This window comes from Rufibacter aurantiacus (assembly GCF_017916345.1).
GTDB lineage: Bacteria > Bacteroidota > Bacteroidia > Cytophagales > Hymenobacteraceae > Nibribacter > Nibribacter roseolus.
Window position 1 is genome coordinate 396,659 of the sequence record NZ_JAFMSV010000001.1, and the last position, 26,297, is coordinate 422,955.

Annotated in this window: 22 protein-coding genes; 19 read left to right on the forward strand and 3 right to left on the reverse strand. The window is 48.1% G+C overall.

All coding sequences use genetic code 11. From position 1 onward, the window contains the following. Positions 1 to 22: 22 nt before the first annotated feature. On the forward strand, positions 23 to 1,570 hold the full coding sequence (locus J3P34_RS01580) for a glycosyltransferase family 39 protein (RefSeq protein WP_210486139.1): 1,548 nt from the start codon (positions 23 to 25) through the stop codon (positions 1,568 to 1,570). 190 nt (positions 1,571 to 1,760) lie between these two features. Here the strand turns inward: J3P34_RS01580 and J3P34_RS01585 are convergent, their stop codons facing one another. Further along, positions 1,761 to 2,243 carry a hypothetical protein gene (locus J3P34_RS01585; protein WP_210486140.1) on the reverse strand — a complete coding sequence of 161 codons (483 nt, stop codon included), beginning with the start codon at positions 2,241 to 2,243 and terminating at the stop codon, positions 1,761 to 1,763. 888 nt (positions 2,244 to 3,131) lie between these two features. Between J3P34_RS01585 and J3P34_RS01590 the strand changes: the two genes are divergently transcribed. After that, positions 3,132 to 3,692 (forward strand): response regulator, encoded by a 561-nt coding sequence (locus tag J3P34_RS01590; RefSeq protein WP_210486141.1) that lies wholly within the window; start codon positions 3,132 to 3,134, stop codon positions 3,690 to 3,692. A 186-nt stretch (positions 3,693 to 3,878) separates the two neighbouring features. Here J3P34_RS01590 and J3P34_RS01595 read toward each other — a convergent pair whose 3' ends face one another. Then, the gene (locus J3P34_RS01595; protein WP_210486142.1) at positions 3,879 to 4,040 is read right to left on the reverse strand and encodes a hypothetical protein; all 162 of its coding nucleotides are present in this window, start codon (positions 4,038 to 4,040) and stop codon (positions 3,879 to 3,881) included. A 572-nt stretch (positions 4,041 to 4,612) separates the two neighbouring features. On the opposite strand from J3P34_RS01595, the gene J3P34_RS01600 reads away from it, so the two are divergent. From J3P34_RS01600 to J3P34_RS01650, 11 genes are all read left to right on the forward strand, one after another. After that, entirely contained in the window at positions 4,613 to 5,476 is an 864-nt protein-coding gene (locus J3P34_RS01600; RefSeq protein WP_210486143.1) for an ABC transporter permease, read from the forward strand. Between the two features lie 4 nt (positions 5,477 to 5,480). Then, entirely contained in the window at positions 5,481 to 6,770 is a 1,290-nt protein-coding gene (locus J3P34_RS01605) for an ABC transporter ATP-binding protein (protein WP_210486144.1), read from the forward strand. 24 nt (positions 6,771 to 6,794) lie between these two features. Then, on the forward strand, positions 6,795 to 8,111 hold the full coding sequence (locus J3P34_RS01610; protein WP_210486145.1) for a glycosyltransferase family 2 protein: 1,317 nt from the start codon (positions 6,795 to 6,797) through the stop codon (positions 8,109 to 8,111). Positions 8,112 to 8,138: 27 nt separating this feature from the next. Next, complete coding sequence (locus J3P34_RS01615; protein ID WP_210486146.1) at positions 8,139 to 9,065, forward strand: glycosyltransferase family 2 protein; 927 nt, start codon at positions 8,139 to 8,141, stop codon at positions 9,063 to 9,065. Next, positions 9,062 to 9,805, forward strand: a complete 744-nt coding sequence (locus J3P34_RS01620; RefSeq protein ID WP_210465973.1) for a class I SAM-dependent methyltransferase — start codon at positions 9,062 to 9,064, stop codon at positions 9,803 to 9,805. The genes J3P34_RS01615 and J3P34_RS01620 overlap by 4 nt, the downstream gene beginning before the upstream one ends. 56 nt (positions 9,806 to 9,861) lie before the next feature. After that, positions 9,862 to 10,800: a polysaccharide deacetylase family protein gene (locus tag J3P34_RS01625; protein WP_210486147.1), complete on the forward strand. Its 939-nt coding sequence runs from the start codon at positions 9,862 to 9,864 to the stop codon at positions 10,798 to 10,800. Positions 10,801 to 10,822: 22 nt separating this feature from the next. After that, on the forward strand, positions 10,823 to 11,719 hold the full coding sequence (locus J3P34_RS01630) for a glycosyltransferase family 2 protein (RefSeq protein WP_210486148.1): 897 nt from the start codon (positions 10,823 to 10,825) through the stop codon (positions 11,717 to 11,719). Between the two features lie 27 nt (positions 11,720 to 11,746). Continuing rightward, positions 11,747 to 12,754, forward strand: a complete 1,008-nt coding sequence (locus J3P34_RS01635; RefSeq protein WP_210486149.1) for a glycosyltransferase family 2 protein — start codon at positions 11,747 to 11,749, stop codon at positions 12,752 to 12,754. 452 nt (positions 12,755 to 13,206) lie between these two features. Further along, positions 13,207 to 14,349, forward strand: coding sequence for an acyltransferase family protein (locus tag J3P34_RS01640; RefSeq protein WP_210486150.1), 1,143 nt, complete (start codon positions 13,207 to 13,209; stop codon positions 14,347 to 14,349). A gap of 147 nt (positions 14,350 to 14,496) precedes the next feature. Then, positions 14,497 to 15,480: a glycosyltransferase family 2 protein gene (locus J3P34_RS01645; RefSeq protein WP_345890322.1), complete on the forward strand. Its 984-nt coding sequence runs from the start codon at positions 14,497 to 14,499 to the stop codon at positions 15,478 to 15,480. Next, positions 15,477 to 16,550, forward strand: a complete 1,074-nt coding sequence (locus J3P34_RS01650; RefSeq protein WP_210486151.1) for a glycosyltransferase — start codon at positions 15,477 to 15,479, stop codon at positions 16,548 to 16,550. The genes J3P34_RS01645 and J3P34_RS01650 overlap by 4 nt, the downstream gene beginning before the upstream one ends. A gap of 408 nt (positions 16,551 to 16,958) precedes the next feature. On the opposite strand, the gene J3P34_RS01655 is transcribed toward J3P34_RS01650, so the two are convergent. After that, the gene (locus J3P34_RS01655; protein WP_210486152.1) at positions 16,959 to 18,497 is read right to left on the reverse strand and encodes an ArnT family glycosyltransferase; all 1,539 of its coding nucleotides are present in this window, start codon (positions 18,495 to 18,497) and stop codon (positions 16,959 to 16,961) included. A gap of 644 nt (positions 18,498 to 19,141) precedes the next feature. Between J3P34_RS01655 and J3P34_RS01660 the strand changes: the two genes are divergently transcribed. The 6 genes from J3P34_RS01660 to J3P34_RS01685 all read left to right on the forward strand — a co-directional run bounded on the left by J3P34_RS01660 (position 19,142) and on the right by J3P34_RS01685 (position 26,029). Continuing rightward, positions 19,142 to 19,849 (forward strand): HAD family hydrolase, encoded by a 708-nt coding sequence (locus J3P34_RS01660; protein WP_210486153.1) that lies wholly within the window; start codon positions 19,142 to 19,144, stop codon positions 19,847 to 19,849. A 506-nt stretch (positions 19,850 to 20,355) separates the two neighbouring features. Then, positions 20,356 to 21,375, forward strand: a complete 1,020-nt coding sequence (locus J3P34_RS01665) for a UbiA family prenyltransferase (RefSeq protein WP_210465981.1) — start codon at positions 20,356 to 20,358, stop codon at positions 21,373 to 21,375. A 65-nt stretch (positions 21,376 to 21,440) separates the two neighbouring features. Beyond that, positions 21,441 to 22,877, forward strand: a complete 1,437-nt coding sequence (locus tag J3P34_RS01670; protein WP_210486154.1) for a GMC oxidoreductase — start codon at positions 21,441 to 21,443, stop codon at positions 22,875 to 22,877. Positions 22,878 to 22,934: 57 nt separating this feature from the next. Then, complete coding sequence (locus tag J3P34_RS01675) at positions 22,935 to 23,363, forward strand: twin-arginine translocation signal domain-containing protein (RefSeq protein WP_210486155.1); 429 nt, start codon at positions 22,935 to 22,937, stop codon at positions 23,361 to 23,363. 191 nt (positions 23,364 to 23,554) lie between these two features. Continuing rightward, entirely contained in the window at positions 23,555 to 25,048 is a 1,494-nt protein-coding gene (locus J3P34_RS01680) for a hypothetical protein (RefSeq protein ID WP_210486156.1), read from the forward strand. 153 nt (positions 25,049 to 25,201) lie between these two features. After that, positions 25,202 to 26,029 carry a hypothetical protein gene (locus J3P34_RS01685; RefSeq protein WP_210486157.1) on the forward strand — a complete coding sequence of 276 codons (828 nt, stop codon included), beginning with the start codon at positions 25,202 to 25,204 and terminating at the stop codon, positions 26,027 to 26,029. Positions 26,030 to 26,297: the final 268 nt, after the last annotated feature.

A 26,297-nucleotide genomic window follows, 5' to 3' on the forward strand; every position in this document is an offset into this window, starting at 1 on the left:
GGCGCAATCCAGAAGACCAGCAATGCGCCCATCTCTTACCAGAAACCCCGATCTGCTTTTTTTAGGTCTCCTGATTTTCCTTAAGATCCTGCTGCACTATGTGCTGGTTGACCCGGCGTATGACTTGCACCGGGACGAGTACCTGCACCTGGACCAGGCAAACCATCTGGCTCCCGGTTACCTGTCGGTGCCGCCGTTTACTTCCTGGGTGGCCTGGGTTATTAAACTGCTGGGGAACTCAGTATTCTGGGTAAGATTTTTTCCGGCGCTGTTCGGGGCGTTGACGCTGCTGGTAACCTGGAAGATGGTGGAGGAGCTGGGCGGCGGGCTTTACGCCAAAGTCCTGGCCGGCATGGCGGTACTGGTCTCGGCGCTCCTGCGCGTGAACATGCTTTTCCAGCCTAACTCTTTTGACATCCTGAGCTGGACCCTCACCTACTACTTCCTTATCCGCTACCTGAAGACGCAAAACGGGAGGAATTTGCTTTACCTGGGCCTGGTGGTGGCCTTAGGTTTTCTTAACAAATACAACATCCTGTTCCTGCTCATCGGGTTGCTGCCGGCCTTGCTGCTCACCGGGCACGGCCGGATTTTCCTGAACCGATACTTCTACCTGGCGGTTTTGCTGGCGGCCTTGTTGGTGTCACCTAACGTGGTCTGGCAGTTATCACACGGGCTCCCGGTCATCCACCACATGGAGGAACTGCAGGCCACCCAACTGGTGAATGTGAACCCCGCTGATTTCTGGCTAGACCAATTACTGTTCTTCTTCGGGTCCGTGTACCTCATCATCGGGGCGCTGGTGGCTTTTGCGGTATACGCGCCTTTTAAGGAGTACCGGTTTATAGGCTTGGGCTACCTGATCACCATGGCCGTGTTCACTTACCTGCGGGCGAAAAGCTATTATACCCTGGGGCTGTACCCGGTGCTGCTGGCGTTTGGCAGCGTGTACTGGGAACACCTGTTCAAGACGGGTTGGAAACGTTACCTCCGCCCCTTGTGGATTCTGTTGAACATTGGTTTATTTCTGCCGTTGGTAAACGTGGTTTTCCCGCTCCTTTCCCCGGCCGAGATCCAGGCCAAAGCCGCCAAATTCAAGAAATTCAACCTCCTGAAATGGGAAGACGGCAAAGACCACCCGCTCCCCCAGGATTTCGCGGATATGCTGGGCTGGCAGGAACTCACCCAAAAAGTGCAGCAGGCCTACCAGCAAATCCCTGAGGCTGATAAACCCCACACGCTCCTGATCTGCGATAACTACGGGCAAGCCGGCGCCCTCAATTTCTACGGAAGCAAAACCCTGCCTTCGGCCGTTTCTTTCAACGCCGATTACGTGTACTGGTACCCCATGGAGATGGACATCCAGAACATCATTCTCATCAAAAACGCCGGAGAGGAGCCTCTGCAGGAGGAGGAAAAACAGTTCTTCAACTCCGTCACCCGGATTGGGACCATAGAAACCAGGTTCGCACGGGAGCAGGGCACTACTGTGCATTTGCTGCGCGGCGTTTCGCCCGTCATGACCCAGCGCCTGAGAGCCCGCACGGCGGAGAAGAAGCAAGAATGGTAACCGGCTGATTGATCAGGAATTCAATTTAAAGCAACCCCTTTTTTTGCCCTGATTTCTATAAAACAACCCTAAAATGGTTTGAAAGTGTAAGTGGCCAGAGCGTTGGTGTGGGTTCTTGGGTTCCTTCCTTTCAGAAAGGGCACAAAAAAAGAGACCCGGGTTACGGGTCTCCTTTAGTTAAGCAGAACCCTTAGCTGTTCCACACTTTCTTTTGCTCTTTGGTCTTTAAGTGCTGAGCTTTCTTACCAGATTTACCATCCTGGTGACTAGCCTTTTCCTTGCGGTCTGCTTGATATTGGGCATACTGCTCTGGGGTCAGAATGCTTTTCAGCTCAGCCTCATACTGTGCCTTTCGGGCTTTATAAGCTTCCCGCTCCTGTGGTTTGGCACCTTCGGCAGCGCGGCTTTGGGCTTTGAGAGCTGAGGTTTCTGTTGCCTGTCTCAGGAACAGCGCCTGCAATCTGGTTTGCTGGGCTTGGGTGAGGCTGTATTTCTCCGTCAGCTTCTGGGCTTTCTGGGCGGCTTTTTCCTCCGGAGTTCTGGTTTGTTTTTTCACGCCGTCTTTGCCCGCCCGCTCAGTTTTGGGCTTTCTCTCTTGGCTGGTTTTTTCCTGTGCAAAGGTGGTTCCGGTTACCAGTAATCCCAGGGAAAGCATCACAAATATCTTTTTCATCTCTCTTCTCTTTTAATGGGTTTTCTTCTTTTACCTAAGCCTTGGCTTGCAAGGCTAGGTTTCTTCCTCTTATTCAAACCACATGCCATAAATAAGCAACCCTTTTTTCCGGGCCATAACTCAGCCACCAACTCACTTCAAATCAAATTCTTACAGAATTAAAAATCTTTGTTTCAGGGCTTATTTTCTGAAAAAAGGCAAAAATTTAGGTAAAGCGCTTTTAATTGCGCAGGACCTTTCCACGTACTTCTAACCTGGAAGAGGAGGATGGTCTATCTATCAACCTACGACTCACTTTCACAAGACCTGCTATCTTTATAAAAGACTCCTAAACCATGTGGCAACTATTCAGTTATAGCTAAGCGGTTTGGCCCAGGAATGGGTTTTCTTCTCTCCAGATGCTGGCAAATGATTAAAAATGATCAGCTTTATTTATATAATTGAATAAATTTTATAATATTTTGCACAAGTTTATTACAACATTAAGTTTTTTACTGCTACCTTTATATATAATAAAAAATCAGTATACCATATTAGCCATAATGAAAGCAGGGGCTAAGGCTCCTCAATTTTGTCAGTTATTCCTGTAAGAATAAAGAAGGATAATACGTTTTAAACATCAGAAAGGCAGTTTTTATGGTCCGGCCCCTGGCTTTAGGTTACCTGAAAAAAAAGCCCAACGTCTTTTCTGAAAGCTTAGAAAACCTTCTACAGGCTAATTGGCGGATCACCGGCGGGAGGCACTTCTGGAATAAAACTGAACTTAAAAGGCCCTGGGCTTGGGATGAAACCTTAAAGCAGCAGGATAGCCTCTTTGACCTTATCAAGCGCACGCGAGAAAGTACAACCTATACGACACAAACACGCAATATAATCAGCACAAAAGGCATGGATTACACCACTCCTACCCATACCACTCACCCTTCAGAAGAAGCAGCTGAAAAGCCAAGTATCCTTTACATTGATAATGAAGAAGACAATCTGGTTGTATTCAAGTCTACCTTCAGAAAATATTTTAAGGTATTCACGGCTATGTCTGGTGAGGAAGGATTAAGGATTCTATCCAATGAGCCCATCTCCCTGGTTATCACTGATCAACGGATGCCTAAAATCACCGGCGTTCAGTTTCTGAAGAGTCTACCAGAAGACAAAGACCTGATCAAGATCATCCTGACTGGCCACTCAGATACCGCCTCTATTCTGGATGCCATTAACAGTGGCAAGATTTACCGGTATATCTTAAAACCCTGGGACAAAGAGAATCTAAAGAATATCATGGAGTCTGCCGTGGAAGAACTCAAGCAGCGCCAGGCCCATAGAAAGCTAGTAGAAGACTTAAAGAAGGAAAACGAGAAACTGGAGCAGAAGGTAGCCGAGCTAACCCAAAAGATGAACTTGCAGGTAAACCAATCAGCGAAGGTGGTCAGGTCAGAGCAACAGGATGAGTAAACCCCTTACGGCTTCAGGCTTTTTAAACGGTGCGCCTTACGTTTTTGCAAAAGAGACCTTTGGGCAAAAGAGAGCCAAGATCTTGTATATACCCCAACTGAGTCTTGGAGTAGGGAATCCTCTGCCCCGGAGGCTCTACCCCATAGGTGTGGGCTTGTTTTAAGCACGATTTCGTAAAAACATCCGCTAAACAAACTCAACGGGTATTGTTTCCTGCCTGTCCTTGGTTATACCCGCACCCAGCGCAGACTTGCCGTTTTTGCCACCTATAGCATTTCCGGCCGGTTCTTCTGAATTGGCAGGTAAACCAGGGATGTCTCCAAGATTATCCTCTCCTACTTTTTGCAAATTTTACCCTCTTGCTGTAACCTTCTTAAGAGGGCACTCTGTAGTTAGCCGTGTCCATGCCTCTTTGTATCCTTCCGTTTATTCTACGCCCCACTTTAATTGTGGCAAAGGCCCTGCTCCATCCAAAAATCAAACTCAAAGCTGGTTTAGAATACTACACGTCCTTTCCTCGAATGACATAAGTACTTACTCTCCATAACAGATGCTTTCGTCATCAACTGCGGTAGTGAGGGGAAGGCAGGTACCCTTTCTCAGGGCTTATCGAGGGTTCATCTGGTAAGCCTCAAAATTGACTTTTATTTAAGTTGTGCTTTGGAAGGAAAGAGGCAAGTGAAGTAGAGATCTAAACCTTGGGGCGGGCAGTTTTTAGCTCAGGAAAAATAGACACTTTTACCAGCGGGCCTTTAAGCCTCTTAAATCAGACAATCTGAAAGTCACCTATGATTAACCCGCAAAAAATTATGTTTACACAATTAGATTATGTATATTGAAACAATATAAAGTTCAATACAACCTTCCCTAATAAAATTTATTAGCTTTATATTATAACTTTACCAATACGCTTTAAAAGTATGCTTGAAAGTAAGGAGGTTACCAACCATTGGGAGTGGGAGATTAACGGACGAACCCGGTATTGGGGGTTAAACCTTCATGAGTTATGGCATTACCGCCATTTATCCCTGAGTTTAGTTCGGAGAGATTTCCTGTTAAACTACCAGCAAACGGTCTTGGGCCCCTTCTGGCTGCTGGTACAACCTATTCTAACCCTGGGCACCTATGTGCTGGTATTCAATAAATTGATAGGGGTTTCTACCGGCAGCTTACCACCAGTGTTGTTTTATCTTTCTGGTATTGTCCTCTGGAATTTCTTCAATGATACTTTTATGGGTACCTCCTTCATTTTCAGGGAAAATGCCCAGCTCTTCAGTAAAGTATACTTTCCCCGGTTAATCATTCCTATCTCCCAGATGGGCACCCAGATTTTCCGGTTCGGTATTCAGTTTACCCTCCTGTTGGCCATGCTGGCCTTTTATGCCTTGTTTAAGAACTACACCTTGCCCACTAGTTTTTTGGCGGTTACCATCCCGGTGGTCATTATTCTGGTGGGTCTGACCGGCCTTTCCCTGGGGCTTATTTTCTCAGTGGTGACCGCTAAATACCGCGACATCATCAACCTGGTGACTTTTGGGGTGCGGCTGCTCATGTTTCTTACGCCAGTCCTGTATCCGGTCAACTACGTACCGGAGAATGTACGGTGGGTTGTTCAATTCAATCCGCTCACCTCCTATTTTGAGTTATTCCGGCGGGCCCTGCTTGGGCAAGGTGTCATCTCTCCGGAGAGCCTGGGATATAGCCTGGCATTTACTTTAATCCTCTTGGTCATCTCCATTGGTATTTTCAACAAGCAGGGTGACAAACTCATAGACGTAGTGTAAGCTTATGGGAGACGTAGTTATCCAAGTAGAGGAGTTGTCCAAAGTTTACCGGCTGGGCACCATTGGCTCCGGATCTTTAAGGCAGGATCTGGCGCGGTGGTGGAATACGTCTGTGCTCAAGAAAGATGATCCTTTCTACTATCCGCAGCTTTCTGAGAACCAGGAACCGATGGACAAGAACCAGAAGGCTTTTTGGGCTCTGCAGGACCTCTCCTTTGAGATAAAGCAGGGCGAGGTGTGGGGCGTCATCGGTAACAACGGGGCGGGCAAGTCAACGCTGCTTAAAATCATTTCCCGCATTGTAAAACCCACTAAGGGCGTGGTGCGGGGCAAAGGCAAGATCAGCAGTCTTCTGGAGGTGGGCACCGGTTTCAACCAGGAGCTTACCGGCCGCGAGAACATCTTCATGAGCGGTTATATCCTGGGCATGACCAAACAGGAAATAACCGCCAAGTTTGACGAGATTGTAGACTTCTCCGGCATTGAGAAATTCCTGGACACGCCCGTGAAACGCTACTCCTCGGGCATGTACGTACGCCTGGCTTTCGCGGTAGCCGCTCACCTGGAACCCGATATCCTCATCCTGGATGAGGTGCTGTCTGTGGGAGACGCCGAATTTCAGAAGAAATGCCTGGGCAAAGTAAAGGACGTGTCCAGAAGCGAGGGGCGCACCATTCTTTTTGTGAGCCACAGCATGCAGGCGGTCAGCAACCTATGCAACCATGCGCTCTGGCTCCAGAAAGGCAGGCTCATGGAGGCTGGCAAAGCCACCACCGTTATCAACAACTACATCAAAGGAGTCAAGAAATCACAGCTGCACCGCACCTGGGAAAACCTGGTAGAGGCTCCGGGCAACGAATTCGTCCGGTTCAGAAGCATCCGGCTCACACCCCGGTTCAGTGAGCCAGATGCCCAGCTTGACATCCGGACTCCCCTTACCGTTGAGTTTGAGTTCTGGAACCTGGTAGAAGACCAGGACCTGAGCATAGGGCTGCATCTGTTCTCCTATGGCGGCGAATGCATCTTTGATGTCCCTTCTCCCTCCTTCCAATGCAAAAAAGGCCTTGTGGAAGGCGAGTGTACCATTCCGGGCAATTTCCTGAATGATGGCTCCTATTACATTTCGCTCATCGTGGTAAAAAACACCTCGGTTGATCTGTTCTACTATGAAGAGTGCCTGTCTTTTGAGATTGAAGACTACCGGGGTGATATCAAGTGGTTTGGCAAATGGATGGGGGCCGTGCGTCCCTCCTTTCCTTTCAGATTGGAGCAAAAAGAACTGGAGCTTGTATAGCCCCAAAAGTAAGGTCAGCTTGTTATGAAGGAATTTAGCCCCTATCATATTACCCACGTTCACCTGCATGAATTCCTGCAGATGCCAACGCTGAATCAGAAAAACCAAGGAAACTACCTCGTTTTCTGGTGGCACTCCATTGCCTTGGGAGAATTGTATGTGGAACCGCAGGAGAAAGTCACTGAAGAGCAGTATTACCTCAAACTTAGCCATGCTATAAAACCCGCGGTCGACTTCTATGCCTCGGGGAAAAATATTCCTGATTTTCAGAAATTGCTGCAATTGCGGGATTTCTCAGGGTTCAGGAAGGCCATGGGTTCTTTATTCTCTGAGAGCACCTCCCGGGTTATTCCCGCCAGGGTTCCGGTCTCGGTAGTGATCTGCACCCGTAACCGACCAGCAGCTCTGAAACTATGCCTGGAGTACTTGCGCCAATCGGTTTGCCAGCCAGCGGAGATCATCATTATTGAGAATGCACGGGAGAACGACCATACCGAGAAGCTGGTGGAAACCTTTGCCGGTGTTAAATACTTCCAGGAACCCGTGCCGGGGCTTTCCCATGCCAGGAACACCGGCGTAAAAAAAGCCTCCAACTCTATCATCGCCTTCACAGATGACGATGTCATTGTGCATCCGGAGTGGGTTTTCAGGGTATGGGAAGCCTTTACCGAGCACAAGGTAGCCGCCATGGCCGGCCTGGTGTTGGCGGCCGAGCTCGAGACAGAAACCCAGCTCATTTTTGAGCGGTGCTGGAGTTTTAACCGGGGATACGTGAACATCCTTTTTGATGAAAACTATTTCAACAAGAACCTGCCCTTAGGTCCTCCGGTCTGGGAGATCGGGGCTGGGGCTAATATGGCGTTCAGGAAAGAGATCTTTGAAGAAATAGGCTTGTTTGACGTGCGGTTAGGGGCCGGGGCTTCCGGTTGCAGTGAGGACTCGGAGGTATGGTACCGGATTCTGCTGCATAAACACAGTATTCTCTACTACCCTAAGGCGGCGGTATTCCATGCCCACAGAAAAGACCTGCGCAGCCTTAGAAAGCAGATTTTCGCCTATATGCGAGGATTTACCATGGCGGTTCTGGTGCAGCAGGACCACTACCCTCCTGCCAACTACAGGAACCGTTTGTTCAGGCAGTATCCCAAACATTACCTCAGGTTGGTGGCCAGGGGCTTCCCTCGCTTTCGCTTCCGGAACAGAACCCTGTGGGAAGAGATCACAGGCATTCTTTCAGGATACGCATTTTACCTCAAAAACCGGAAAAACGACCCCGAAACGCAATTCCGACGCGAAGAACCTGCCCCTAAACTGCAACCGGAACAAGAACTCACGACCTGATAACTGAAATTGCCCTACCCAAAAAACATGGAAACTACCTTTCAACCTGAGACAGAGCCCAAGCGCAGCCCCCAAGGACAGCCGCAGCCTGGTATGCCCCTGGTGTCGGTGGTGATTCCTTGTTTCAACCATGGCAAATACCTGCAGGAGGCGGTGGAGAGCATCTGGAGGCAAGGGTATCCGGCCACCGAGATTATTGTGGTGAATGACGGTTCAGTAGACAATACCCGCCAGGTTGCGGAAGCCCTGCCCGGTGTCATCTATGTGTACCAGGAAAATCAGGGCCTGTCCTCCGCCCGGAATACCGGAATCAAACATAGTCATGGAGAGTTCCTGGTGTTCCTGGATGCCGATGACTGGCTTTTGCCCGGTGCCCTGGAGATGAACGTGCGTCTGCTGAAGCAGGACCATAAACTGGCCTTTGTTTCCGGGGGGCACGACAAGGTGTTTGAGGAAGAAGGAATCACAAAAGAAGAGGTTACTCCAATTGCCGCAGACCATTACCTGCATCTGTTACAGGGCAATTACATAGGCATGCACGCCACAGTCATGTACCGCCGGTGGGTTTTTGAGGAGATGACGTATGACCCTGCGCTCAAACGCTGCGAAGATTATGACCTGTACCTCCGCATTGCCAGAAAACATCCGGTCCTGCACCATCCCGGCAAAATAGCGGCTTACCGGCTCCATACCACAAACATGTCGGGCAACATTCCGGGCATGCTTTCCACTACTTTGGAAGTCCTGGACCGGCAGCAAACCTGTTTGAAGACCGCCCAGGAAAAAGAGGCCTTTAGCAGAGGGCATGAGATCTGGAAAGAATATTACTGCGATGAGCTTTACAAAAACCTGATCACGGGAAAAGCCCCTGCTTCCGTGAAGGCCACCCGAACCCTGCTCCAATATAGGCCCATTCTATTGCTGAAGTTTATAGTTAAAAGTTTAGTGTCATGAAATCACAGATTAAAAAGTATACCCCTGCGTTCGGCCTAAGATTCTTGCAGAGAAACGGGTTCCTGAAAAACTACATCCCCGAAGTGAACAAGGTGGTACCCGGCGACTTTGGGCAGGTAAGGCCTTTCAGCACCCAGTTTGGCTATGACCGTGGGGGCCCCGTGGACCGCTATTACATAGAAAACTTTCTGCGCGCCGAAGCCGGCGTGATCAAAGGCCGAGCCCTGGAGATTGGCGACAATGAGTATACTTTGGGCTTTGGCGGCGCCAAGGTGACCCAAGCCGACGTCCTGCACATAGATGAAACCAACCCCAAGGCTACCTTCATCGGCGACATCAGCAATGCCCCGCAACTGCCTGACAATACCTTTGACTGTATTGTCCTGACGCAGACCCTGCACCTGATCTATGACTTCAAGGGAGCGCTCCAAACCATCCACCGCATCTTAAAACCCGGCGGCACTTTACTTTTGACCGTTCCCGGCATCACACCTATTGACCACGGCGAGTGGAAAGACATCTGGTATTGGTCCTTCACTGACAAGGCCATGACCCGCCTCATGGCCGAAGCCTTTCCTAAAGGAGAAATACAAGTGAATACGTACGGCAATGTTTACGTGGCCACCGCCTTTCTGTACGGCATGGGCCTACCCGAAGTACCCAAGCATCAGTTAGACCACCACGATCCCCATTTTCAGGTCATTATCACGGTAAAGGCCACCAAAGCAGCGGTTGAGTAATGAGAAGGTTGGTTTCAGCGGTTCACAGGTATCTGGCACCCAAGGCGGCAGTCTTAATGTACCACCGTATCTGTGATCCGGAGGCAGATATCTGGGAAATAGCCGTGAGCCCCACCAACTTTGAGCAGCAACTCCAATACCTGAAAGCGAATCACCACGTCATTCCGCTGCAGGAAATGGTGGACGGATTGGCCATGAACAAAATAAAGAGGAACAGCATTGCCATCACTTTTGACGATGGATACGCCGACAACTACCTGCAAGCCAAACCCCTGCTGGAGAAGTACGGACTGCCCGCCACGTTTTTTGTCTCTTCCGGGAATATCGGGCAGGAAACGCCCTTCTGGTGGGATGAACTGGAGCAACTGATCTTGTTCACGGAGCGCTTGCCCCAGACTTTCACTTTAGAGGGCCGGGCCCAAGTTGACCTAAAGGAAGAGCAGTTGCTCACCAATTCTTTAGGTCATAAGCACACCTCTTGGAAAGCCTGTGAAGAAGAGCCCCCCACCTTGCGGGCCAGTTTGTTTTTCAAGCTTTGGCAACAACTGAAACCTCTTACCTATGGACAACAGCAGGAACAAATGCAGCGGATAAGGGAATGGGCAGGCTTTACCGGGGAGACCAAGCCGGAGCTCAAAAGCATGACGCTGGAGCAACTAAAGGACCTGGGGAAAAGCAATCTTTTTACCATAGGAGCCCACACGGTGTCGCACCCGGCCCTGGCATTCCACACGGCAGATTACCAGAGGCGGGAACTAACGCAGAACCGCACCTTTCTTCGGGAAGTAACCGGGCAGGATGTGAATTTGTTGGCTTACCCCTATGGCAATTACAATGAGGAAACCCTCTCCTCGGTGGCAAGCCTCAAATTCAAAGCTGCCTTTACCACCGAGGAGAACCGCATTCAGAAACAGGCTAACCGGTACCGGCTGGGTAGATACCAGGTGAAGAATCTGCCTTTCCAGGAGTTGAGTTCCACCTTTCATCCATGGTAATTCCAATAATGAACTTATTCACATGAGTACCGCTTCCTTGCCCTTGGTTTCTGTTATCATCGCCTTTTTAAACGAGGAACGTTTTCTGCCCCAGGCCATAGAAAGCGTGCTTCGGCAGGAATATGCCCATTGGGAACTGCTCCTGGTAGACGATGGCTCCACGGACCGTAGCACCGGCATTGCCAAAGATTTCGCCAGCCGTTACCCAGATAAGGTCTTTTACCTTGAGCACGAAGGCCACGAAAACAAAGGACTGAGCGCGAGCAGGAACTTCGGGCTGGATAAAGCCCAAGGCCAATACATAGCCATCTTAGACGCCGATGACGTGTGGTTACCGGGTAAACTGGCAAATCAGGTAGCCATCTTCCGGCAGCACCCAGAGGTAGCCATGGTGGCCGAAGGCTCTGTCTATTGGTATGATTGGGCGGACCCGCAAAAAGAGAACATCACCATTTTAGTTGGTGCCCCGCAGGGCCAGGTGTACCCGGCTCCTAAATTAATGGAACACCTATACCCACTGGGTACCGGGGCTGCGCCCGTGCCGTCTGGCCTGATCATAGAGAAAGCTGCCTTCCAGAAACTGGGTGGTTTTGAAGACTCCTTCAGAAAGGAATTCGGGCTGTATGAAGACCAGGCTTTTCTGAGCAAGTTATACCTGAGCGAGAAGGTGTATGTCTCCTCGGCCTGCAATAACCTGTACCGGCAACGCCCCGAATCCATTGTCTCCAGTGTGCATGCCGACGGCAAGTACCACGCCGTGCGCAATTACTTCCTGCTGTGGCTGCAGGAATACCTCCAGAAAGAAAATATCACAGACAAAACCACCCACTCGCTTTTGCAGAGGGCATTGTTCCCTTATAAATACCCCCGCTTGCATTTACTCTCCAGTAAGCTTCTCAGAAAGCTGAGCAGATTGTAAAGCATAGATCTGATAACCGCCCTCACTATGTCTGCGCTCACTGTTTTAATGCCCGTGTTTAATTCTGAAAGGTTCCTGGCACAGGCCATTGAAAGCATCCTGGACCAGACCTTCCAGGATTTTGAATTCCTGATCATTGATGACGGCTCATCTGACAAAAGCCAGGAAATCATCCGATCTTATGCCGATCCCAGGATCAGGTTCCTGCACAACGAGCGGAACCTGGGCATTTCCCCTACCCTGAACAAAGGAATCACACTGGCCAGAACGGAACTGATCGCGCGCATGGACGCTGATGATATCTGTCACCCTACCCGGCTTGAGAAACAGTACGCCTACATGCAAGCCAACCCAGACTGTGCCATGGTTTCCTCTTTGGTGAGGGTGGTGTCTGAGACCGGGGAATTCCTGCGGCAGGATCAGTTTGACAGCCGATACTTCTACTACAACCTCAACTTTGTCTGCTGGATCTATCACCCCACGGTGATGTACCGGAAGGGCGCCGTTCAGAAAGTGGGCATGTACACGGCGGCTTACTCAGAAGACTTTGAGCTATTCTGGCAACTGGCCAGAAACCATAAGATTCACAACCTGCCCGAGGCCTTACTTGATTACCGCATTACCAACCAAAGCCTGCACCAGGTTCTGAAGAAGCAGGAATACGACCAGGCGCAAAAAGAACAGCTCCTCAGAAATTTCAGGTACTATGCCGGCGAAGATTATACCCTCCCGGATAAATACCTGGAGTGCCTCCAACATGACTTTACTTCTCTGTTGCAGGAACAAAGGGTAAGCAGCCTGTACCAATGCATCAAAGAACTACGCTTTCTTAACCAAAAGATTTTGGCCAAAGAGAACATCAACGCTGACCCAAAGGCCATAGCGGAGGCAGCTTATTACAAAGAAAGGTTTATTGTTTCAGCTTTGGTAAGGCAACTTCCCAGGCACAAAGCAGTCTTGTTTCTCCTTAGCCTTGGAAAGATGAGGATGTTGAAGCAGCTAATTTCCTCTAAACTTCTTAGCCATAAGCCATAATTTTATAATTTTTTATTGTTAAAATTAAATAATCATCGTTATTTTTAAACCAAGGCTTAAACCTTGCAATTTTTCAGGAGTTTTATACAAACAAAAACAAAGAAGTTCTAAACGCCTATTTATAGGTAACTATACAATCTATACTATCAACCTCTGAGGATAATCTGCCGCACTTGGGCAAAACAAAGGTTTCCTTAGTTCACGGTGCCACGGCCACGCGAATGCATGGATTTGAAAAGGAAGGATAACCCAAAAACGCAACCGCACCACCTCTAACCTTCATTGTCATTCAAAATAAAGACCTGGTCCTGGTTTCTAAAGCATAGCAAAGCCAGCAGGCCCAGAGGATCGTTTTGGCTGCCTTTTAATAAAATCATGCCTTAAACTTCAGCATGGTTCTGCAGCAAGGCCAAAGGCCAGGAAGCTTTAGGAACCAGTAAAAAACAGACACCTTGGAAAATAAATTGTTAATCGGTCCGGACCTCAAAGTAAACAACTTTGATTTACTCAGATGCCTGCTTGCCGTCACGGTGATCTTCAGTCACTGGTTTGTTATCTATTACGGGAAAGGCATTGACACAGAACCATTCATGATTTTCTCCAGGAACCAGATTGATTTAGGCAGTGTGGCGGTAAATGGCTTTTTTATCATCAGTGGCTTTCTTATCATCCATAGCTATAAGCACAGTTATTCATTTTGGGCTTATCTGAAGAAAAGGGTGCTCAGAATATACCCGGGGTTCTTCGTGGCTTTCATCATCAGCATGCTCCTTTTAGGCCCCTTGGGCACCTTTGACGTTGACCACCCCCAAGGGAACTTACTCCTGTATTTCCACTCCATCAGAAAGAAGCTTTTCCTGCTAAACCTTTTCACCATGCAAGCGCCTTTTGCTATCAGGTGCTTTATGACCTCCCCGCTACCCAACCAGATAAATGAATCTTTGTGGACCATCCAGTATGAGTTCATCTGCTATTTAGCGGTGCCGCTTTTCGCGTATGCGGGAATTTTCAAGAAAAGGTGGGTGGCTTTGGCTTTGTTCGCCTTGGCTTACCTGGTGCTGGCCCTGCAAGATTTCGCGCGGATATTCCTCTGGGAAAGCTATCAGGGCAAAATCATCAGCCATCCGCTCTACATGCCCCGGTTCTTTGCCTTCTTTCTGGCGGGTGCCTGCATTTATTTGTTTAGGGAGAAGATAGCAAGAAGCTTTGGTTTGGTGGCGCTATCTATTTTGGGTCTGGTGATTTCATGCGTTTGGTTTAAAGGCTTCAACCTGGTGGCTCCTTTTGCCTTAACGTACCTCATTTTCTACCTGGCCTACTTCCCTGGTTTCAACTTCCAGAGATTCACCAAACACGGGGATTTTTCCTACGGAATATACCTGTATGCCTGGCCAGTCCAGCAATTGTATATGCTATTCATTGGAAGGGAATTGAGTTTGTTCAGCTTATTTCTCCTTTCCCTGGCCACCACGGTTTTAGCGGCTTATGCCAGCTGGCGTTTTGTAGAAAAGCCTTTCCTCCAGTTCAAAGACAGGCCTGGCTTGTTGTCGTTTATACCTTGGCAAAGACTACATGTAATAGGTGCTAAAAAATGAAATGACTGAAAACTGATTGCTGCAAAGTCAGGTGGGTTTTTGGCCCGTTTTGAGAAAACAAGGGCAAAACGCCTTTCTGCTTTATCCAAGATCTACGGAATAGACCTTTTTGATTATATAACTGCTTTTATACTTCAAACGCAAGCCGTGCTTCCAAGAATTCCATCATCGCCACCTGTTATACCGCCGGTTTCCACCAGGGGAGCGAGACCTTTGTGGTCGGTGATGATTCCGGTATATAACTGTGCGGCCTACCTACCCGAGACCCTGGAAAGTGTGATAAACCAGGCAATGCCGGAGCAGGAGATGCAGATAGAAGTAATTGATGATGCCAGCTCCGATGCCCAGATAGAGGATCTGGTGCTAAGGCTTGGGAAGGGCAGAATCAAGTATTTCAGGCAGCCGGAGAACGTAGGGAGCCTTCGCAATTTTGAGACATGTATCAACCGCGCTACAGGAACTCTGGTACATATTTTGCATGGAGATGACCGGGTTCTCCCAGGTTTTTACCAGAAAATGGGATCCCTGTTCCAGAAATACCCACAAGCAGGGGCTGCTCTCTGTCGCTTCCGGTACGTGGATGAAAAGGGCCGCTGGCTTTATGAGCAGACCCTTGAAATGGAAGAAGACGGAATCCTTAAGGATTGGCTGACCAGGGTAGCCGTTAGAAACCCTTCGCAGTACGCGGCCACCGTGGTAAAACGTGAGGTCTACGAGAGGCTGGGCAGTTTCTATGGCTTAACCTACGGCGAGGATTGGGAAATGTGGGTAAGGATTGCCAAACACTTCCCAATAGCCTACACCCCCGACATCCTGGCTGATTACCGCAAACACCTCAGTTCCATCTCCAGCAACACGTTCCTGACGGGCCAGAACTCCCAGGACATGCTTAAAGTGATGGCGATGATCCAGGACCTACTCCCCCCCGAACACAGAAAGGAAGTTCTCCAGAAATCAAAGAAATTCTATGCCCATTACGGTATAAGGGTGGCTAACCAGGTGTGGCATTCGGTGCAGAGCAAGGAGGGAGTGAAAGCCCAGATCAGGTATGCCTGGGGCATGCATTTTGATCCGCAGCTTCTTTGGGGCACTGCTAAAGTTTACTTTAAAATGACCTTTAATATTACATGAAAGCCGGCGTTTCTATTGTCATCTGCACATACAATGGCGAAAAGCTTCTGCCTGAAACCCTGCGCCATATTGCCCAGCAGCAGGTCCGGCCGGATGTGCCCTGGGAGGTCATCATCGTGGACAACGCTTCCACAGACGCTACCTCGGCGGTAGTGCGCGAGGAATGGGAGAAATATGACGTTCCGGTCCGTTTCTCGTTACTGCACCAACCTAAACCCGGCCTGACCTTTGCCCGGGAGCTGGGGTATACGCACGCGCAATTTGAGTACATTCTCCTCTGCGATGACGATAATTGGCTCAGCCCAGATTACGTGACCCTGGCCTTTGATCTGATGGAACAGAATCCCAAAATCGGGGTATTGGGCGGGTACGGCGACTTGGTCTATGAGGAGGAACCACCCTACTTTGCGACGCAGGTCCGGCTGTTTGCCAACGGGCACCAGGCCCCTGAGTCTGGGAAAGTGGCCAAGAACACGGTTTACGGGGCGGGTTGTGTCCTCAGAAAATCGGCTTATGACCATCTTTTCCGCATCGGGTACCAACCCATTCTAACCGACAGACTGGCCTCGGCTTTGAGCTCTGGCGGGGACTATGAGATCTGCTATGCCCTGGCCCTTCTGGGTTACGACATCTGGTATGATGAGCGGCTCACCTTTAAGCATTTCATGAAAAAGGAGCGACAAACCTGGGGCTATTACCTTAGGTACCTTAAGGAAAGCTCGGCTTGCTTTGAGGTTCTGGATGCCTACAATATCCTGGTAAACCAGGGAAGCCGGTCTGAGCTGGCTTTCAACTACCGGTTCCTGAAAGGATTTCTATACTATGTTCAGGAGCTTCTTAGGCTGGTAGTGAAGCACGGCGCCCTTGATCCTGCCTCTGACGAGGCCAAAATCAACAGCCTTCTTCTTCTAGGCTACAAAACCAGGTTGCTGGGCTACCGGAAATATTTCAAGGTGCGGAAGAACTTCCATCGGTTGCTGCAGTTCAAAAATGAAAATCTCAGGCTGAAGACAACCACGAAGGGTGAATCGGCTTTTCTACCACAGGAGTTAAAGCATAATCTCATTTAGCTTTCCCAAGATGGGAAGAGCTAAGCTAAGTTTACTCACTGGCCCCGCTGCCTAGAACTGATCTAATCTCTTGCTCAGGCACAAAACCATTGCAGCCGATTATGAGCCGTTTTTCCAGAAATAAGAGGAATACAGTTAGGTCCTCCTATAGATAAGCCTGGAACCTGCCCCATTGGCTACCATAGACTTTGTAATTTCAGTTCGGCTTTGGCTCTAATGATCAGGTAAGTCGCTTTTCCTCAACCCTGGTTTTCTTCCATTATCCCTGCAAATCGGAAGGCCTTACACCTATTGTTACAAGATGTAAGGCCTTCCGATTTTGAGTTTAGCAGTCGTGTTTAAAAGTCATCAAGTCCCGCACTTTTTAGCCCATTTCAGAAAATAGCCTTTTAACAGGCTATTACAAACTCAAGGGGTCAGTTGATAAGATAAGACCACTGCGTCTTTTTCCATAAACTTCTCCTCTCTTTCCTTGCCTAGATTGAAGAATGCCGCCTTGGGGGTTTGCCCGGGAAGGTAGTCTTTGTGGAAATACCAGGCAGGCTGTTCTACAAAGCCCCCAATATTCACCCTTAGATAAGAGTCGTACAGGTACCACAAGCGGTTGTGTCCCTTAACCTGGCTGATGCCTGGCGATAGTTTCCGGAGGTACGTGTCCTCGTCTTCAGATACTGTTTTCAGGTCCTCCCCTTTCAAGGCTGTGAATTTAAGGTTGTAGGCCTCTTTGTAGTAGTCATACACATGCCACATATTCCAGTAGACGTACACTGCATCACCCTGCTTGAATTGGTCATTGATATACAAGAGCGCCTCCCGGCCTTTTTCCTTGTTAAGGAAATAGTCTGGGTTGGTTATTTCCCTTACGGCATTGTACATGGGCGGAGCAAGGAGCAATGTGGCCAACAGAAGCTTTACCGCGGTTCTCCCCGATAAGAGGGCCAGGATCTCCTGGGCAGCGTAACAGATGAACATGATGAACATGGGTGCCAGAAACAGGACTAGGCGCTCATAAAAGGGATACTGCTTGAGACTGGAAGCCAAAAGCGCCAGCAAAAGCGGAAACACCAAAACACTGAACTTAGAAAAACTTTTCCTGGCAAAAAGTAACATGCCCGCACCCAGCAAAGCCAACGGGAAAAAGCGAACAACAATAAAAGCGGCCGGAGAAGCCACCGCGAATTTAAAGGTCTGCCCCAGCGGATTCTTCACTATTTCATTGGCTTTCATGAAAAGCCATTTAGGCAAGGCCGTTGGGGAAAAAGATACCGGCAGATAAGCCTGGCAATATTTCTCAAAGAAAACCGTAAGCCACTGTGAATCCTGGTAGCGGCCCAGGAACAGCACATAAGTCACCGCAAAGCTGCATACCCATAAGCCAAAGGCGGGAACGTACCGGAGGGGAGCTTTCCAGCCTTCCTGACGAAGCATTTTCAGGGTCACAGCCATCCCTATCCCGGCCAGTACGAAGATAACGGAGTAAGAAAACCAGAGCAGTAACGCACCAGCCAATCCCCACACGAACAAGGCCTTCAGACTGTGCTTTTGGTGAAAGCGTACGTATAAGAGCAGCGCCAGAACCGAAGCCAGCAACTCAGTACTGTACTGCTTGGCTTCCACTGAATGATACACAACCGGCGAAGCCAGGGCCAACAGCGCCACCGCCAACATAGCCGCCCAAGGTTTGAGGAAGTACCGGGCCACCGGCACAAACGCGAACAAAGCCGCAATGCCGCACAGCAAAGGGAACAGCCGAAGGGCCATCTCCCCTTTGCCCAGGACCTCTACTGCCAGGCGTTCCGCCCACAGAAAACCCAAGGGTGCCTTTTGTTCATAGGCCAAAGGCTGGGTGGCCAGCTCCCAGAAGCTCATTTTGATGAGGCTAATGCCCAGGTAGAGCTCATCCCGCCACAGAGATCGGTTATCAGAGAAGTGGAAGATTCTTATCAATATACCGGCTGTAACGACCAGGGAAGTAAAAAAAGGAATAAGCCGCTCGGCAGCACTACGGCGCCCGGTTAACGGAAGAACCAGCTCCTCTTCAGGGGCGAGCACGGGAGCGCTAGGGGATGGCAGAGTCATACGTAATCTGATTAGTTTATCTGATTGAGTCGCGTTTTTCTTGAAAGCAGTATTAATTCTGACTTACTATCTTATAAGTTATCAACCCCTCTCCTCAGGCATTTCGCCTCATTTCTGGCTTGAATGGTTTACGCCATATTTTTGGAAAATGGGCCATAAAAGCAATCTATGCTTTCAATTGGCTGAATCTTTGCCCAAAACATTTAACACTACTCAACAATAATACCAGTATAATTGTATTTTATATAACTTTTATTTTATTCATAAAGTTAACATTATTATTCCCACAAGAAAGTATATACATTTACAAAGGAGGCATACTGTATGGAACAGAAGGAATTTACAAGGCCATTCATTACGTAAGATCCTACCAAATACGTCCTGCAGTTTTCGTAAGCCATCAAAGAGGAATGATGCACCTACTTTAGACACCAACTGCAATTCCCATTTTGGGCCTATTTTCCAAAAACGGGATGTAAAACAAAAAAATGTGATTCATAAGCTTATTTGATATGCAAAGTAATTCTACCATTGATTTAAATAAAATTACCACCATCATTTTTGATGTTGATGGCACCTTGTATGATCAGTCCAGGTTGCGCAAGAAAATGGCAGTGGCGCTGCTACGCTATTACGCCATAAGACCCTGGAAATTGAAAGACGTCCTTATCTTACATCATTTCAGGGCAGAGAGAGAGAAAATGGCTGGCGCAACGTGCGGTAATCTGGAAATGGTACAGTATGATTGGTGCGCCGCTAAAGGAAACTTCTCTTTAGACAGAATAAGGCAGGTAGTCAACCACTGGATGTTTCAGTTCCCCACTAAGTACCTGGCTGCCTGTACGTATCCAGGGGTGAAAAGCTTCTTCAAAGTGCTTCGGGAAAACAACATCAGAATTGGAATCTACTCTGATTATGAAGCGGTTGAGAAATTAAATGCCATGGACTTGGCCGCTGACCTAGTTATTTCCTCCACCCATAAAGACGTGGACCGCTTGAAACCCAACCCAGAAGGTCTTCTATATATCACCCAAAAGTTGGATGTTAAACCAGAAGAATGCTTGTTTATCGGGGATCGGGAAGAGTTGGACGGAGAGTGCGCCAAAAGCGCTGGCATGCCTTACCTCATCGTGGACAAAAAGCCTTTCAACGAGTTCGACTTTTACCATGTCCTCACAAATAAACTCCAAAGCAGCAAAGCCAAGCCTGAGTTTGTTTAGATTGTAGAGAAAGCAAAGCCCTGCCCACATTTACCGATGACTTAGTCAGCTTCTTTTTGCCCCAATAAGACTTTTGGATTCACGCACTTGGTCATGAAGCGGCACATAACAATCAAACCAACTTCAATCTAACCGAAAGTAGACTCCCTTCACCTTTACTCCTTTTCATATACAAGAAGAGCATTTAACTGGCAGGTCTCTATTAGCCATACCTTCTATGCCACTCCTGTTTTTCAGTTTGGGACAATAATTCTCATTTTGGGAATACTGCTTTATTAAGGTTAACCTCAGATATTACAAAATAAGGGCGAAATAGTATAATTTATTACCAAAATAAGCCTATTCAAATATTTAACCTATAAGTTTTATTCAATTAAATCTTGGCATGGTTTTAACCATAAAAGATTATATAACCTTATGGAGTACCCTCTCCAGACCAATCAATTCAACTGCAACTATCCTTATTCAAACATTTTATATAGAACGCAATAACATACAGAGAAACTATGTCACAAGCTGCTACCCTACCAGAAGCCTCCAATCCAGAAGTGGTTTTAAAGCCCGCAGGCTTTAAGGAGTACGTTGCCATTGCCCGGCCTGACCATTGGTTCAAGAACATCTTTATGTTACCAGGCATGCTCTTCGCCTTTATGGTCTATGACACTTCCCTGGATCTTACCCTATTGCTCAGAATAGTCATCGGGATTGTGAGCACTTGCTTGATTGCTTCAGCGAATTACACTATCAATGAGTACCTGGATGCCGAGTTTGACCGGTTCCACCCAGAGAAAAAGAAGAGATCTGCGGTAGTGACTGTCCTGAGCCCGCTATACGTGTACACAGAGTATGCATTGCTGGTGGTTTTGGGCCTGAGCCTCTCGTATTTCATCTCCATGCCTTTCCTGGCACTGGAGGCCTTCCTGCTTTTTATGGGCATCATGTACAACGTAAGACCGTTCCGCACAAAGGAGCGGGTTTACCTGGATGTTTTATCTGAATCGGTGAACAACCCCATCAGGCTGGCCTTGGGATGGTTCATTTTCGTGCCAACCGCCCTGCTGCCAGAAAGCATCCTGAACCCGGTTTGGGCCTTTATCCCGCCAAGCAGTATCATTGTTGCCTACTGGATGGGTGGCGCCTTCCTGATGGCCACCAAACGGTTTGCTGAGTACCGTTACATCAACAACCCGGAATTAGCGGGTCTGTACCGGAAATCATTCAAACGCTACACCGAGAACAGCCTGCTTATTTCCATGTTCTTTTACGCCATTACCTCGGCCTTTTTCCTGGGTATCTTCCTGATCAAAAACAAAATTGAGCTCCTGATCAGCTTCCCATTCTTCGCCTTGCTGTTTGCCTGGTATCTGCAGATTGGTTTGCGCAAAGACTCGGTGGTGCAAGGCCCTGAGAAGCTACACAAAGAAACCTCTTTCATGCTTTATGTGGTGCTGTTCACTGCGTTGCTCATGGCCTTGGTTTACTTTGATATTCCTGCCCTGAACTGGTTCTTGAAACAGTCTTTTTAGCAAGCTACTGCCCCAGGCTTACCTACCCTTTTGAAACTGATCAAAGCACTTAACCTTTTAAATTGATGAAATACACGTCTTACGATCTGGTGGTAATAGGCACTGGTTTCGCATCAACGTTTTTTCTGTATAAGTACTTGAGTAAAGCCCCGGCCAACGCCAAAGTTCTGGTTTTGGAAAAAGGGCACTTATTTCCGCATGCGGAGAGAGTAAAGGAAAGAAGAGGAGAAAAAACCGCTTATGCCCAACTGAATCCAGACGCCCAGGAGACTTATGAGAATCTCACTCCGGAGAAGCGGTGGATGTTTACGCAAGGTTTTGGGGGCAGTTCCAATTGCTGGTACGGCTGCACGCCGCGGTTCATGCCATCAGATTTCAAAATGAAGTCTCTGTACGGCGTTGCCAATGACTGGCCTCTGCAGTACGACGACCTGGATCCCTATTATTCACAGGTGGAGGAATTGATGTCTATCTCGGGCCCCGAAATAACTCCGTTCCCTAAAACCTCCAAGTACCCGCTCCCACCCCATCTATTTACCACGGTAGACAAGATTCTGCACAAAGAATACGGGCACCTGTATATCAATCAGCCTACCGCCCGGGCCAGCGTGGCCGTAAACGGCCGCAATGCCTGCTGCGCCAGCACGGTCTGCCATGTTTGCCCGGTGAATGCGAAGTTCACCATTGAAAACTCTCATATAGGCGTGTACGAAGACTCAAGGGTGGAAACCGTATACGGCGCCCAGGTGTACAGCCTGGACCTGGAGCAGAACCAAGCCCGGAAAGCGAATTACTTCAAAGACGGAAAAGAATACCAAGTAGCCGCCGACATCTTCGCGCTGGGCACCAATGCTATCTTCAATTCCAACATTCTGCTGAATTCCGGGGACACAAACGCCTTTACCGGCAAAGGCTTGGGGGAGCAAGTGGCGCTGGAGGCATCGGTGTACCTTGATAATCTGGAGAATGTGGGCGGAAGCACCTGGGTGAACGCCAACGGCTACATGCTGTATGACGGAGACCACCGCAAGGATTCCGCGGCTTGCCTCATGGAGTCTAACAATGCCCCGTACATTCGGCTGGAGCGCGGAAAATGGCGTCATCTCATCAATTTCCGGATGATCTTTGAGGACCTGCCTGAGGCCCGAAACTTCGTGGCCAAGTCCCAGGACCGCATGAAGCCCGCCATCACCCACAAAGGTCCGTCTGAGTACACGCTTAAAGGGGTGGAGCACATGAAAGCCAAGTTGCCCTCCATCCTGGCCTGCCTGCCCGTGGAGAAGATAGAGTACTCACCGCTCATTGAATCCGAAGCCCACATTTTAGGTACCACCAGGATGAGCAAAACCGCTGCCGAGGGCGTCATTGATAAACACCTGATCCACCACCAATATCGCAACGTGTTTGTGTTGGGTAGCGGTAGTTTTACCACCTACACGCCGGCAAACCCAACGCTAACCTTGTCGGCTTTGTCCTTACATGCCGCCGATAAAAGTTTTTAACCTCAATACCCCTGAAAGACTAATAAGCAAGGCGCAAAGAGCATAATACTTACCGATATGAACAGACGAAATTTTCTAAGATTAACCGGTCTGGCCGGGGCGGCTCTGGTGGCTTTGCCAAGCCTGGGCTTTATGTCTACTTCTATCAAAGACGCCGCAGTTGGCATCATCACCAAAGAGCTGAGCTACCTTAAACTGGATAAGAAAGGCGTGGAGCAGTTCGTGGACGATTACTTTAAGGGCCATTATATCCAAAGTAGCCTCAAAACGCAGATCAACCTGAAGTCTTGCTATTACCTGGGGGTTGACGCCAATGAGTCTCGGCTGCTGTCAAAGCTGGTGCATAATTATATCGTCTCCACAGATTTTTTCATAAACAAAATGGATGAGAGCAAAACCGTGAAATACATTGGCGTGAATAAATCCTACAAAATGCCGTGCTCCAACCCATTTTCTTCTTTCTACTACCCTCCGGCAACTGTGTAGCGGACGCAAAGATTGCGGGCTGCATAAAGGGCTTGTCACCAAGGCACAAAGGATACACCAAAGGTAAGGAATGCTTTACTCAAATGCCTCCTGTGAGAAACTGATGATAGCTGCTGATAGCAGTACTGCAAAAAAGGCCAATTTAAAACTTATCATATAGAAGAAATTACACACTCATAATCAATGCACATATGAGCATTCCCTCGCTTTCCTTTAGACAAGCCTTTACTGCAAGAGACATCAACTATTACAGTTTCTTAAATGAGTATACCTCACCAGAGAAGTATAAAGCCTCTCTTCTGAAATACAAGATCTTCTGCTGCGTGTGGCCCATTGCCTCCATCTTCCACATGGCAAACTACAACGGGTTCACCCTTAACCTTACCTTCTTTCTGCTTACCAGCGCGGCCATCGCGCTCATGTCCAAGCCTTCTTCTATTCCCCGGTTGCTCATCTTCATTTCCATGCAGATGTTCCAGGCATGCCTGGATCTACCGGGCATTAGTAACCACTGGATTCTGACGGCCTTCGTCAATATCACCATCCTGCATTCCTTCATCTACCTGATCATCAAAAGGAAAAGCTTTTACATTGACAAAGTAGAGTTCCTCAACACCTTTGCGCCACTGGTGAAGATTGAGTTGATTGTGCTCTATTTCTATGCCGTTTTCCATAAACTGAACGCCGGCTTTTTTGATTTGGACTCCAGCTGCGCCGTTAGGTTCATCCTGGCCCAGAACAACTACTACAATATTCTGCCCTCAGACAAAGCCCTGTTAGCGCTCAACATCTACGCTACGCTGTTCTTTGAAGCCATAATCCCAATTCTGATCTGTTTCCGGAGAACCCGCTATTGGGGTATTTTGGTAGGACTGGTCTTCCACTTCATAATTGCCTACAACCCCATCAACGGTTTCTATGACTTCTCCTCGGCGGTGTTCGCGCTTTACTTCCTGTTTACCAGCACCGCTTTCAGTGAGAAGATAAACACTCTGTACAATAACTTCATCAAGCGGAAAACGGTCCTGAAAAAGCATCTGCTTGAATTCAATATCATCAACTTTGTGCTGTTCACAGTATCCATCGTGTTCTTCCTGTTCCTGATCTACTACTACAACAAAGTGTTCCAGGACTATTTCCGGCACATTGTCTGGACCGCTTATGGCATTGGGTTTATCACGGTTTTTATCATGTCCATGAACGTGAAGGACAAAACCAATGAACCAAAAGCTTTTTCAGTGGCGCATTACACGCTTCTCTTCTTCCCAATTTTGGTTTTCCTCAACGGCCTCTGCCCTTACCTGGGACTCAAAACCGAGTCTTCCTACGCCATGTTCTCTAACTTAAGGACTGAGGCAGGCATCTCCAACCATTACATTATTCCGGTAAGTGCCCAGATTTTTGACTATCAGAAAGACGTGGTGGAGATTGTGTCTACCTCTGAATATCACTTGCAAAACGTGGCCAAGGCAGATAAACTCATGACTTTCTTCCAGTTCAAGAGGTTTGTAAGAACAGAAAGGCCGGAGTTTGTCACCTATAAGCGAAACGGGGTTCTGAAAACGTTTGTCCTGAGTAAGGCCACTGCCAGTGATGAGTTGTTCCAGAAAGACAACTACCTCCTGGAGAAACTGATGATGTATCGTTACTGGAACAAAAGCGGCATGCAGGAGTGCGCCCACTAAGGACATCAATTTGCCTAACCCACAACCAGGATTGCCTCCTTTGGGGTTTGTGTCTTAAAGAAGGCAATCCTTTTTGGAAACCCCGATTAAAAGCGTTATTGGCTTGTTTCTCAGAAATCACCCTTAAACTGTAAAGTCTACATTTAGCTTTCAATGGAACATACATCCAGCGTAAACCCGTCAAAGGTCTTTGCCATTCTTCTCAAGCTTTTCTTGCTGGTGATCACTTTAAGTCTGGTAGCCGTATCCCTTGACCATTACTTCAAGAACATCGCCAGCAACAACTCCATTGCGTCTAGCTACACTTTCAGGACCTACGTGGTGGGCATGTTTGACGCCAACGGAGAAAAGAACATCCCTACTTACTTTTCATTCCTGAACCTGGCCATCAGCGCGGGTCTGTTGTTTGTCATCGGTAAAGAAATAAGAGCGTCAGAGAAGCCTAGGTTTTACAAGAGATGGTATCTCCTGGGTTTTCTGTTCATTTTCCTGGCTCTGGATGAGTTGCTGATGCTGCATGAAGTCATGGGATTGCCTTTTATAGCCTTGATCAAGTATTTCAACCAGGGGAATGACATTGCCCTCGTAAGGTTCACGGGCTTCATCCCGTACTTTCTGGTCTTGATCATTTCCTCCTTTTACTTTTTGCCCTGGTTTCTAGCCTTACCCGTCAAAACCATGATCGGCTTTATCATATCTGGGTCACTGCTGGTTTTTGGCGCCCTAGGGGTTGAAATGATTGGGGAGCTTATCATTGGTGCTTATGGCAAATACAGCCTTCCCTACAAAATAGCCACCAACCTGGAAGAATCTTTTGAGATGCTGGGCATCATCTACTTCATCAAATCACTTCTGGAGTACTTAAAAACAATCCAGGACTCCATTACTCTCACCTTTGATTTCAGGGATATCAAAAAAAAGGCTTTGAAAGCTGAAGTAGCGCCTCCAGTTGTAAAAGAAAGGAGTACCCATCTGATCTAATCAGGAAACTGACCTACTCAAACAATAAAGCCTTCCCCAGAAACAAGCTCTGGGAAAGGCTTTATTGTTTGAGTAGGATGACTTGTGTTCTATTGATGGGCTACATTGTAGCAACGGCAAGTTGCTGAAGCCTTTCACCTGTTTCAGGCTTGATTAATGGAAAACGGGTTGGAAACGATAGTAGCAGTTTCCTTCGCAAATTATTGGAAATGCTGTAAAGGATCTTTCCGTTTAAGAGGTGGTTTCTTCTTTTGTTGTTCACCGTTAC

Excerpts from the sequence above, each read along its gene's own strand:
- J3P34_RS01580 (WP_210486139.1), top strand. The coding sequence starts at position 23 with ATGCGCCCATCTCTTACCAGAAACCCCGATCTGCTTTTTTTAGGTCTC.
- J3P34_RS01585 (WP_210486140.1), bottom strand. The coding sequence starts at position 2,243 with ATGAAAAAGATATTTGTGATGCTTTCCCTGGGATTACTGGTAACCGGA.
- J3P34_RS01590 (WP_210486141.1), top strand. The coding sequence starts at position 3,132 with ATGGATTACACCACTCCTACCCATACCACTCACCCTTCAGAAGAAGCA.
- J3P34_RS01600 (WP_210486143.1), top strand. The coding sequence starts at position 4,613 with ATGCTTGAAAGTAAGGAGGTTACCAACCATTGGGAGTGGGAGATTAAC.
- J3P34_RS01605 (WP_210486144.1), top strand. The coding sequence starts at position 5,481 with ATGGGAGACGTAGTTATCCAAGTAGAGGAGTTGTCCAAAGTTTACCGG.
- J3P34_RS01610 (WP_210486145.1), top strand. The coding sequence starts at position 6,795 with ATGAAGGAATTTAGCCCCTATCATATTACCCACGTTCACCTGCATGAA.
- J3P34_RS01615 (WP_210486146.1), top strand. The coding sequence starts at position 8,139 with ATGGAAACTACCTTTCAACCTGAGACAGAGCCCAAGCGCAGCCCCCAA.
- J3P34_RS01620 (WP_210465973.1), top strand. The coding sequence starts at position 9,062 with ATGAAATCACAGATTAAAAAGTATACCCCTGCGTTCGGCCTAAGATTC.
- J3P34_RS01625 (WP_210486147.1), top strand. The coding sequence starts at position 9,862 with ATGTACCACCGTATCTGTGATCCGGAGGCAGATATCTGGGAAATAGCC.
- J3P34_RS01630 (WP_210486148.1), top strand. The coding sequence starts at position 10,823 with ATGAGTACCGCTTCCTTGCCCTTGGTTTCTGTTATCATCGCCTTTTTA.
- J3P34_RS01635 (WP_210486149.1), top strand. The coding sequence starts at position 11,747 with ATGTCTGCGCTCACTGTTTTAATGCCCGTGTTTAATTCTGAAAGGTTC.
- J3P34_RS01650 (WP_210486151.1), top strand. The coding sequence starts at position 15,477 with ATGAAAGCCGGCGTTTCTATTGTCATCTGCACATACAATGGCGAAAAG.
- J3P34_RS01660 (WP_210486153.1), top strand. The coding sequence starts at position 19,142 with ATGCAAAGTAATTCTACCATTGATTTAAATAAAATTACCACCATCATT.
- J3P34_RS01665 (WP_210465981.1), top strand. The coding sequence starts at position 20,356 with ATGTCACAAGCTGCTACCCTACCAGAAGCCTCCAATCCAGAAGTGGTT.
- J3P34_RS01670 (WP_210486154.1), top strand. The coding sequence starts at position 21,441 with ATGAAATACACGTCTTACGATCTGGTGGTAATAGGCACTGGTTTCGCA.
- J3P34_RS01675 (WP_210486155.1), top strand. The coding sequence starts at position 22,935 with ATGAACAGACGAAATTTTCTAAGATTAACCGGTCTGGCCGGGGCGGCT.
- J3P34_RS01680 (WP_210486156.1), top strand. The coding sequence starts at position 23,555 with ATGAGCATTCCCTCGCTTTCCTTTAGACAAGCCTTTACTGCAAGAGAC.
- J3P34_RS01685 (WP_210486157.1), top strand. The coding sequence starts at position 25,202 with ATGGAACATACATCCAGCGTAAACCCGTCAAAGGTCTTTGCCATTCTT.